This is a genomic window from Ferrimicrobium acidiphilum DSM 19497, from assembly GCF_000949255.1.
GTDB classification, from domain to species: Bacteria; Actinomycetota; Acidimicrobiia; order Acidimicrobiales; family Acidimicrobiaceae; genus Ferrimicrobium; species Ferrimicrobium acidiphilum.
In genome coordinates this window covers 1-9549 of sequence record NZ_JXUW01000052.1, presented here as the reverse complement: position 1 = coordinate 9549, position 9549 = coordinate 1, and the positions used below count along the sequence as shown (strand labels likewise).

The window sequence follows — 9549 nt, the reverse complement described above, 5'->3', positions numbered from 1 at the left end:
TGCGGCGTAACCATGACGAGGCCGCAGCGGAAGAGCTGGGCACCCATCCTGTCAAAGGAAACATGGTGAACATGGGAACCATCCCGAGGTCGCCCTCGCTCTCGCACATCCAGTGCGAAGACGGGCAGGCCCACCGTCGGCTGATGGCCTCGGGATGGGGCGGAGGATTCGTAGTAGTCAGAGGACGGGAAAGCCGTCTACAAGGCGAAGGAATCCAGCGAACCCGTAGTAGAAGTACTGCAATGCCAGGAGGTCGCCGGTGAATACCGACGCATGTTGGCCAACGCTCGATGAAGCCAAGGTCACAGTACTGGGAATGCAGACCAAGCTACACCAATGGGCGACCGATGCCCCTAATCGTCGGTTCTGCGACCTGTATAACCTCGTCTACGACCCCGCCTTCTTGATGGTGGCGTGGGATCGAATACGGAGGAATCGAGGAGCACGTTCGGCCGGAGTGGATTACGTGAGACCAAGCGACATCCCCCGAGATGAGGTATCCATCCTGTTTCAGCTTCGAGATGATCTCAAAGCCGGCAGGTTCGTACCTCTACCCGTGCGGGAAAGGATGATACCGAAAGCGTCGGGGAAACTCCGCCGCCTAGGCATTCCAACTGCTCGGGACCGAATCGTGCAAGCCAGCCTAAAACTGGTCCTTGAGCCGATCTTCGAGGCGGACTTTAAGCCTGCAAGCTATGGGTTCCGTCCTCGTCGCCGACCACACGATGCAATCGCCGAGATTCACATGTTCGCTAGTCAGGGATATACCTGGGTATTAGAAGGTGACATCACGGCGTGCTTTGACGAGATTGACCACTCGGCCCTAATGGATCGAGTACGCCATCGAATTGGAGATAAACGCGTCTTGGGGGCGGTGAAGGCACTCTTGCATAGCGGCATCCTCTCTGAGGATGGCCTAACAAGAGAGACCAAGAGCGGCACGCCTCAGGGTGGGTTATTAGAAGCTTCGCATAAGCCGCCTTATGTGAAGTAGACGATTATGCGAAGTTGACGGACATACTCCCATGTCAAGGTGTATCCATGGGCGCAGTAGCTTCGCATAATCGAGTATCGGTCCGTTAGAGACGCGTCAACCAGGTGAGAAGGTCCGCATCCTCCGTCCACGTAGGCAAATCCGGCGAGATCAAGTTCGTATAAGCCTTTTCGAGGGCATGACGCTTCAACTCGGTATCGGCCCGGGCATAGATTTCGGTGGTGGCGATATCGACATGCCCCAAGAGGTCGCGGATGTAGATCAAGTTCACTCCAGCTTGGAGTAAATGCATAGCCTTGGTATGTCGAAAAACATGGGGCGTTACGTTTTCTGGAACGATTGGCGAAACAGCCCGAGCGCAAGCGGCATACTTGTTAAGGATGTAAGCGACCCCTTTGGACGTCAACTTATGACGCTGGCGATTGGCAAAAAGCGGATCATCCTGGGTTCCGTTGGGGCCGAGGTGACATTCGTCGAGGTATTGCTTCAATAGGGCTGCCGTGGGTGACATCAACGGCACTTGACGGGTTTTCCTACCCTTGCCTGTCAGCGACAGGATCGGCGGGGGATCCAATCGCACATCCCGGACACGTAGGTCGACTAGTTCTTGGACGCGGGCACCGGAATCATAGAGCACCGCGAGCAACGTTGCATCACGTCGTCCTTGGCGCGTTCTGCGGTCAGGCTGGGCCAAAATTAACCCCAGAGTATCGACGCTGAGATGATTCACGAGTGGTAGCGGTGTCTTCTTCATCGGAATGGCCAGGATCTTTTGGTACCCCAAGAGTTCCGCAGGATCTTCAATCTGTAAGTACCGGTAGAACGCATGGAGACAGGCGAGGCGTTGGTTGCGTGTGGACTTGGTGTTGTGTCGTTCCTCTTCCAGCCAGGTGAGGAACCCGATAACCAACTGGTCGTCCAAATCGCCGAGGGTGAGATGCTCGATGGCCAGCTGTCGCACACCCCGGCAGTAAGTCAGTAATAGCTTGAAGGTGTCCCGATAGGACTGAATCGTGTTAGGGCTGACATTGCGCTGTCCTGGCAGGTAGAGGGATAAATAGGTGGATAATGCCCGGGCGAAATCAGTCGGCTTCATTTGGGGCACCTTCTACTTTCGGGAAGATATACCCAAAGGTCTGTTCCATCTGGGCCGTGATGTAGGGATATAGTTCGGCAGTCAAGCGCAGATAGTAGGCGGTGTCACCAAAGGAGTAGTGACCGAGATAGGTCTTCAAGATGGGCAGGTAGACGGCGAGGTCCTTGCCTTCGCGGACCCATCGAGCTAAGCAATGCACGGCAAAGGTATGGCGAAAATCATGGACACGAGGCCCCTTACCCCAACCTCCATGAGAGATCCCGGCTTGCCATAGGAACCGGCGAAAGTTCTTGTAGACGTTGCCGCCGCTCAGGGGATGACCGGGTCTCCCGACAAAGAACAACGCCTCGGGGTCTGAGCTCCGATGCACCAGTTGCGCATAGTCTCTGAAGCGCTGTTGCAGTTCCTCGGTAATCGGTACCAGCCGATCTTTGTGAAACTTGGCATCGTGAATTGTCAATACCCCCGTCTTGAGATCGACATCTGCGAGGTGCAAACACAACGCTTCACTGAGGCGAAGGCCGCAGCCGTATAAGAGACGAAAGAGCAGGGGCATCACCCATTGGCGGTAAGGGACCTCACAACAATAGGTGCAGGAATCAATTTGGGCAAATAGCGCACCCAGCTCCGCAGCAGTGAAGATATAAGGAATATAGCGAGGTACCTTCGGGTGGTGATGAGTTGGAGTGACATACGCCGGGAGATCCATTCGCACCATATAGAGCGCCAACTGACGGAGGGCACTTATCCGCCCCATCCGTGTGGTAGGGGATTCATTGGGGCGCTTTGCGTTCCAAGCCTCGACCAGGGTCTTGTCGAGTTGCGGCTTCGCGCATCCCTGCGCTATGCAGAAGCGATCAAACTTCATGAGGATGTGCGCTTCGGTATCATAGCTAAAGCCGAGAGCCCGCTTTTGGCGGATCACCCCTTCGATGTGGTCCTGTAGGGCGCTGCAGTAGGTGTAGCTGGTCATGACGGTAGCACCTCTTCTAGGTTGAGGGCGCATTCACGGAGCCGATTGATATCGACTTTGAGATACACCGCAGTGGTGTCGGTATCCGAGTGGCCGAGAATATCGGAGATGACCGTCAGCGGGGTGTTTTGTTCCAAGAGGACGCTGGCCAAGGTATGGCGTAGCGAATGCATGCCGCGCTTCTTGTGAGGCGACAGCGGTAGATGGGCCTGTTTCATATACTTTTCAATCACTTGGTAGAGATGATCACTGTCCGAGAACGGCTCAAGCGGTGCCAGATGCCGTAGAAAGACATACGGTGAACTCACTGCAGGTCGGCCGTTTTGCAGGTAGTCAATAATCGCCCACCCTACGTCAGGGAGCAGGGGCAGACTTAAGGTCCGTCCGGTTTTCGACGAGACAAACTCAATCCGGTTCGTATCCCAGTGAAGGTGAGACAGTTGCAAATGCTTGACGTCCATGCTTCGCAGACCTAAGCGGACTACGAGGAGAATCATCGCATAGTCGCGCTTGCCGCCGGGATTCCCGCGATCGACCACCGCCAATAATTGGCTCACATGCTCCGAAGACCACACCGAGGGAATGCGCGTATGCCTGCGGGAAGGAACCGCAGGCACTACCAGAGAGAGGTCACGATCGCTCCTTCCTTGCGCATAGAGGAACCGCAACACGGACCGTAAGGCGGTGAGTTCGAGCTCCACGGTCTTGGCGCTATAGCCCAGCCAGGTCTGAGCGTAGCGGTCGATGAGCGGTGGGGTTATCTGGGTGGTGTGGGTCACTACCTGGGATTCGAGAAAGCTGAAGAACTTCTCCGCACTCTTCTCATAGTGTGCCTGGGTGACTTGCGAATACTCGCGTGCTTGACATGCGCGAGCGTAGGCGTCCAGCGTCTCGATGAATTCGTCGCTCGAAAGCAATTGCCGATGCTTGTAATAACGGCGGAGAATGCTGTGGTGTTGCTGGAAGTCACCGAGCATGCGGACTACCCGGAGTGCGGTGATCATGCTTTGCGTCAAGGTTCCGGCCTCCTGACGAGCCAAGAAGTCATATTGTTGGTCTAAGAACCCCAGACCTAACTCCTCCGTGAAGTCTGGGACGTGCTCGGCCTCCAGAAACGCAGCAATACGGCTCCACATGCGCCGATAGTAACTGATCGTCCCCTCGGTGTAGTGCAGCCGATGTAGCTCCTGCTCCAAGGCAGTGGTCAATTGGGAAAATGATTCAGACATGAAGTGATTGCCTCCTCAATGGGTTAGCGGGATCGCGAAGATCCTCCACTCCATTTTGACCCACAGCGGCGTTATGCGAAGCTACTGCGCCCATGGATACACCTTGACATGGGAGTATGTCCGTCAACTTCGCATAATCGTCTACTTCACATAAGGCGGCTTATGCGAAGCTTCTAATAACCCACCCTGAGGCGTGCCGCTCTTGGTCTCTCTTGTTAGGCCATCCTCAGAGAGGATGCCGCTATGCAAGAGTGCCTTCACCGCCCCCAAGACGCGTTTATCTCCAATTCGATGGCGTACTCGATCCATTAGGGCCGAGTGGTCAATCTCGTCAAAGCACGCCGTGATGTCACCTTCTAATACCCAGGTATATCCCTGACTAGCGAACATGTGAATCTCGGCGATTGCATCGTGTGGTCGGCGACGAGGACGGAACCCATAGCTTGCAGGCTTAAAGTCCGCCTCGAAGATCGGCTCAAGGACCAGTTTTAGGCTGGCTTGCACGATTCGGTCCCGAGCAGTTGGAATGCCTAGGCGGCGGAGTTTCCCCGACGCTTTCGGTATCATCCTTTCCCGCACGGGTAGAGGTACGAACCTGCCGGCTTTGAGATCATCTCGAAGCTGAAACAGGATGGATACCTCATCTCGGGGGATGTCGCTTGGTCTCACGTAATCCACTCCGGCCGAACGTGCTCCTCGATTCCTCCGTATTCGATCCCACGCCACCATCAAGAAGGCGGGGTCGTAGACGAGGTTATACAGGTCGCAGAACCGACGATTAGGGGCATCGGTCGCCCATTGGTGTAGCTTGGTCTGCATTCCCAGTACTGTGACCTTGGCTTCATCGAGCGTTGGCCAACATGCGTCGGTATTCACCGGCGACCTCCTGGCATTGCAGTACTTCTACTACGGGTTCGCTGGATTCCTTCGCCTTGTAGACGGCTTTCCCGTCCTCTGACTACTACGAATCCTCCGCCCCATCCCGAGGCCATCAGCCGACGGTGGGCCTGCCCGTCTTCGCACTGGATGTGCGAGAGCGAGGGCGACCTCGGGATGGTTCCCATGTTCACCATGTTTCCTTTGACAGGATGGGTGCCCAGCTCTTCCGCTGCGGCCTCGTCATGGTTACGCCGCAGGCCTTCACCATGACCTCTTACACTGACATCAATAGCCATTGCACGAGTTGTCCCTCCTAGTACATAGGAAGGATACGCACCACTGCCCGACCCATATCTACCAGATTTGGAGTCGGTTCCACGCTTAAGCGGGTTCAACCACTGGTTCACTCTCGTTACACCTCTCTGTCTTGCTAGCCGGACCCGAACCGTCTGGTAGTACCAGTTCGTCCCGTCGTTGTCAGGGCTGCTTCCTGCCCTCCCGAGCACCTCCTCGGTTAGGCTGCCCTCAGCTTCGCTGGGATGCTGCGACATCCCAAGAGGCGGTGTCCTTTCATCACCGCAGGAATACATGGCGCCTCATGGCGCACCTTAACCACATGAAATGGATCGAGACAGATTTGGGCGTTAGGTGCCTTCTCGCGGAAGGCCTTGGCAAAGGCTGGACCGAGATCCATGGTGGCTGCTTTGATCTTGGCAATCCGTTCTTCACCCAGGTCATCGAAGAATTCATCTAGGCTCTTGGCACTTTTCCCCTCTGCCCCGTAGACGATCTTGCCCGTCTCGTGATTGGTGACAAGCGTTAAGTAGTTGTGGTGTTTGCGATAACTGATCTCGTCAACCCCGAGAATGAAGAGGTCATCAAGACGGTTGGGATCGAGCTCTTGGCGTGACGACTCGTTCACAGATCGTTCCTACCGTACGCCAGGCGACTCTGAGCAGTTTTGTCACCGTGGTCTTATCCATCTTGGCGCATGCCCAAGCTACCAAGTGCTCGAAGTCCCTCGTAAACCGCGACTCCCCAACTGGTCGGGCAAATGGTACTCCCTCAGTGATCACCCCGTGGGTTGGACACCGGAGTCGTCTCAGCTGGCACGAGAGCCACGTCTGGTGAATCCCGATGTCGAGGTGTCTCCATCGGGAGTCGAGCGTTCTCGTGTCATAACAGGACCGGGTCGTATAGGAGCACTTAGGGCATACCAACCGCGATCGGGTAAGCCTGAGCTTTACCAGCAGTTCGTGTGGACGAACTAAAACCTCGATGACGGTGACACTGCGAAGGCCCAGCATCTGCTTAACTAGAGAGGTAGCGCGCACGGTTCTGAACTCCCTTTTTGATGGGTTGCTAACACCAAATTTAGAGCTCAGAAACCGTGCGCGTTTCTTATGTGGCTACTTCAGCCTCAAATACCCCCACTGAACTGGGGCTATGGATCAGATCCAGGCCAAATCTATCCACATGAATGTCAATAGAGCCTCTTTAAATACCGCCCTATAGGAACCAGCCAGATCAAGGGTTCCCCACTTGATATCATCACGCCACTCCCTGGGCTGACTAGCTATCCACTTCTTTGGCTCCGCTCCTCCTTTACCAGGAACTACATCAAGAAGGGTTGCGCTCATAACGTCCACGATTGAAGTAGACCACTTCTGGGTCCGATAGCGACCCTCGCGATAGAACAGGGTCTCATCTAATCCAAGTGCACGAACCTTGTCAAAGCGATTTGGATCCTCAACGAGGGGAGTCCCATAGGCAATCACAGCATCATTGATTGTGTGCCAGTCACAATCAAGCTCTCTGGCTACCGATGACACCGATCGTCCGTCTCTACCAACCACTCGGGTTGCGAATCTAGCTGCCCTATCGGTGAGTTTTAGCCTTGGGGCTGCGATCCTAGTGTCCACATCACTCCATGACGCAGAAGAACAGTTCTCATCCTTACACTCCCACCTGCGTTTGTGCCAGATGAGCCTTACGGGACGGCCAAAGCTTTGTAGATCAATCAGCTCTACTAGTGAGCCTCCCTTGGAATAACTCATCCCATTACAGACTGGGCATTTTGGGCCGCTCACCCAGACACTCGATATGGACCCGAAGGGGTGTCTTTGAATCTTCGTCACCCAGATCCTCGACACCAATCAAATTGACGTCCTTTAGACCGAGCAAGATCTCTGCAATGCGGATAGGATTTTGTTCCACAGGGGCCCTCCAGTGATGAGTTGTTACTAATCCCATTCTGGCAGAGCCCCTGTGACCCTCCCAAACTCACCCCTAGTGCGTGGCTATACCCGACTAATTTCCCCACTTAAATCCGAAGTCCCGCTTTGGCGCCTCCTATTGCACCCCAGGCATCAAGGGTGCCCATGAGAAGGGAGGCATTGAGGGTGAGGTTAAGCGGGCCAGGCGCCGCTACATGGTTCCCATGCCAAAGGGCGCAACCTTGGCTGAGATCAACGACAAGCTCCACCAGCGCGTAGACGCCGATGATGCCAGCAGACATGTCGCCTATCGCAAAGAGACGGTTGAGGCGGCGTTCCTAGAGGAGCGTAAGGCTCTAAAACCACTCATGGCAGAGTCCTTTGGCTCAGCAAAGATCCTCTTTGCCAAGGTCGATGCCAAGTCCAGAGTATGTGTGAGACAGGCGTTCTACTCGGTTCCGGTCTCGCTCATTGGCAGAAGCGTCCAGATAGCCCTCTCGGCTAATGAGGTGAGCATCTCCTATCGAGACAAGCAGGTGGCGACACATGGACGTCTCACTCATCGAGGAGACTCTATTCTCGTACTGGATCATTACCTTGAGGCCTTCACCAGAAAGCCTGGAGCGTTCCCTCGGTCGGTACCCCTTGACCAGGCAAAGAAGAGCGGAGCGTTCAGTAGGGACCACGAGGAGTTCCTCGCTGGGGCTACCCGGCTCTATGGAGAGAGCAAGGGTATCTCCGAAATGGTTGGCGTGCTCTTACTTGCGAGGAGACTGTCCAAAGCGGCTATCGCGGCTGGGCTCAGCCGAGCCCTTGTCATGCATACGTTCAAGGCTGACTTCGTCGAGATTGCGGCACGGTCCTCGCTTGAGTCAACCCCTATGCCTTTAGACGATGTCCCAGAGGTTGTCGCACCAACGGTCGATCTTGCCCGCTATGGGGCACTGCTTGAGGCCCGTCCATGACCGATACCCAAGATCTCGTCCTCATCGACCAGGGAGCAATCGAACTCCGCCTACCAGGCATTCGGGCCCACTATGTTGAATACCTCGAGGCCGCTAGGCGCGAGAACTGGAGTCATGCTCACCTGCTTGGAGAGCTGTTAAGCGTTGAGATATCGCTCCGTGAGACCAGACGATCGGCTCGTCTCTTGGCTGAGGCAAAGGTTCCCCGCACCAAGCTCTTGGCGCAGTTCGACCTCGGCTCCTCGACGATGAGCCAAGACACCCTTGCTTGGCTTGCGCGTGGCGACTTCGTAGAGAGTGCTACCTCTGTCGTACTTATCGGTGGACCAGGAACAGGAAAGACCCATCTCCTTATTGGAACCCTTATCGCCCTTGCGGGTATAGGGAGACGGGTGCGCTACGTCAATGCGAGTGCCCTGGTCAACGAGTTAGCTGAGGCAGAAGACGAGAGGAGGCTGAGCCGACTGCTTGAACGCTACGCCCGTTATGACGTATTGGCAATCGATGAGCTCGGTTACCTCCATCTAGATCGTCGCGGAGCAGAGCTTCTCTTTCAGGTGATCACCGATCGAGAGGAGTCCTCCTCGCTCATGGTAGCTACGAATCTACCCTTTGGGGAGTGGGCCAGTATCTTCACCGATGCTCGTTTGGCAGCAGCTGTGGTGGACCGTATCACCTACCGATCCAAGATCATCGAGACAGGTATAGAGTCCTACCGATTGAGGTCGACTACCAATGCAACCTGAACCACTGGAACACTCCGCGAGGTCGGGACCGACAAACCCCGTGCGTTACGATAGCGTTACGATATGAGTGTTATCGCCTGTGCATGGTGTGGCCTTCCCTTCGAATCCTCTGGCCGAGGCAAGTTTCACTCAAATAGCTGTCGCCAGGCGGCCTATCGGGCTCGCCAGAGTTCGGGTACTCCCAGCTCTGAGCCCAGTGCCCGACGCATTGAGATCGTGTATGAGTGTCCACGCTGTGAGAGCCGTTACCTCGGTATTCGCAGATGTCCGGATTGCAATCTGTTCTGCGCTCGGATTGGACCCGGCGGGATGTGTCCACATTGTGACGAACCGGTCGCCCTCAGAGACCTTGAGAGTTGACGTACCTGGTGTGCTCAACACAGGCACTGCTTTCTGCTGATGTCCGGTGACATTGGTTGGCCGTGCTGGCTCACAGGGACCAAATGGTTCT

At 55.4% G+C, this 9549-nt stretch carries 13 protein-coding genes; 4 read left to right on the top strand and 9 right to left on the bottom strand.

What is annotated here, in order from left to right:
• Both FEAC_RS16045 and FEAC_RS14145 read left to right on the top strand, forming a co-directional pair.
• Positions 1-263 (top strand): hypothetical protein (locus tag FEAC_RS16045; RefSeq protein ID WP_236684675.1); only part of this gene is annotated, 263 nt, incomplete at its 5' end.
• On the top strand, positions 260-994 hold the full coding sequence (locus FEAC_RS14145) for a reverse transcriptase domain-containing protein (protein WP_052566590.1): 735 nt from the start codon (positions 260-262) through the stop codon (positions 992-994). The genes FEAC_RS16045 and FEAC_RS14145, both read left to right, overlap by 4 nt.
• Before the next feature lie 85 nt (positions 995-1079).
• Here FEAC_RS14145 and FEAC_RS14140 read toward each other — a convergent pair whose 3' ends face one another.
• The 8 genes from FEAC_RS14140 to FEAC_RS15715 form a co-directional block, all read right to left on the bottom strand.
• Positions 1080-2090 carry a site-specific integrase gene (locus tag FEAC_RS14140; RefSeq protein WP_035392344.1) on the bottom strand — a complete coding sequence of 337 codons (1011 nt, stop codon included), beginning with the start codon at positions 2088-2090 and terminating at the stop codon, positions 1080-1082.
• Positions 2077-3063, bottom strand: coding sequence for a tyrosine-type recombinase/integrase (locus tag FEAC_RS14135; protein ID WP_035392341.1), 987 nt, complete (start codon positions 3061-3063; stop codon positions 2077-2079). Before FEAC_RS14135 ends, FEAC_RS14140 begins: the two co-directional genes overlap by 14 nt.
• Complete coding sequence (locus FEAC_RS14130; protein WP_035392339.1) at positions 3060-4292, bottom strand: site-specific integrase; 1233 nt, start codon at positions 4290-4292, stop codon at positions 3060-3062. Before FEAC_RS14130 ends, FEAC_RS14135 begins: the two co-directional genes overlap by 4 nt.
• 141 nt (positions 4293-4433) lie before the next feature.
• Positions 4434-5168, bottom strand: a complete 735-nt coding sequence (locus tag FEAC_RS14125; protein WP_052566590.1) for a reverse transcriptase domain-containing protein — start codon at positions 5166-5168, stop codon at positions 4434-4436.
• 517 nt (positions 5169-5685) lie between these two features.
• Positions 5686-6093 carry a transposase gene (locus FEAC_RS14115; protein ID WP_052566560.1) on the bottom strand — a complete coding sequence of 136 codons (408 nt, stop codon included), beginning with the start codon at positions 6091-6093 and terminating at the stop codon, positions 5686-5688.
• Positions 6050-6505 carry a helix-turn-helix domain-containing protein gene (locus tag FEAC_RS14970; RefSeq protein WP_082055674.1) on the bottom strand — a complete coding sequence of 152 codons (456 nt, stop codon included), beginning with the start codon at positions 6503-6505 and terminating at the stop codon, positions 6050-6052. Before FEAC_RS14970 ends, FEAC_RS14115 begins: the two co-directional genes overlap by 44 nt.
• A gap of 117 nt (positions 6506-6622) precedes the next feature.
• Positions 6623-7228 carry a transposase gene (locus FEAC_RS14110; RefSeq protein WP_082055673.1) on the bottom strand — a complete coding sequence of 202 codons (606 nt, stop codon included), beginning with the start codon at positions 7226-7228 and terminating at the stop codon, positions 6623-6625.
• A 4-nt stretch (positions 7229-7232) separates the two neighbouring features.
• Positions 7233-7388: a hypothetical protein gene (locus FEAC_RS15715; protein WP_160290428.1), complete on the bottom strand. Its 156-nt coding sequence runs from the start codon at positions 7386-7388 to the stop codon at positions 7233-7235.
• A 223-nt stretch (positions 7389-7611) separates the two neighbouring features.
• Between FEAC_RS15715 and FEAC_RS14105 the strand changes: the two genes are divergently transcribed.
• Positions 7612-8352, top strand: a complete 741-nt coding sequence (locus tag FEAC_RS14105) for a Mu transposase domain-containing protein (protein WP_052566587.1) — start codon at positions 7612-7614, stop codon at positions 8350-8352.
• A complete protein-coding gene (istB, locus tag FEAC_RS14100; protein WP_052566586.1) occupies positions 8349-9098 on the top strand; it encodes an IS21-like element helper ATPase IstB in 750 nt (249 codons plus the stop codon). Before FEAC_RS14105 ends, istB begins: the two co-directional genes overlap by 4 nt.
• A gap of 129 nt (positions 9099-9227) precedes the next feature.
• On the opposite strand, the gene FEAC_RS16040 is transcribed toward istB, so the two are convergent.
• A partial coding sequence (locus FEAC_RS16040) for a hypothetical protein (RefSeq protein ID WP_236684674.1) occupies positions 9228-9549 on the bottom strand: 322 nt, incomplete at its 5' end.